Genomic DNA, 281 nt, shown 5'->3' on the forward strand with positions numbered 1-281 from the left:
GAACTGAACCTGTTTAATGAGGCCGAAGTGCTGGCCACGCCCCAGGGGCAAGAACCTGAAATGGAGAAGGTCACCTACGAACGCCGCAAAACAAACGGCAAGCGCGAGGCGGATCTGTCCAAACTGCCGGTTGAAACGGTGACGTACACGCTGGAAGAAGGAGAGCAAATCTGCCAGTGCTGCGGCGGATCACTACATGAAATGAGTACGGAAACGCGCAGCGAAATCGGCATCGTGCCTCCGCAAGTGAAGGTCATTCGGCATGTGCGGCAGGTGTACGC

The 281-nt window shown here is 56.6% G+C and carries 1 protein-coding gene; it reads left to right on the plus strand.

Features of this window, described 5'->3' with window-relative positions; translation table 11 throughout:
* The coding region (locus ACZYR9_RS27815; protein ID WP_488981521.1) for an IS66 family transposase zinc-finger binding domain-containing protein at positions 1-281 on the plus strand (281 nt) is incomplete at both ends.

The organism is Paenibacillus sp. F024, assembly GCF_057814255.1.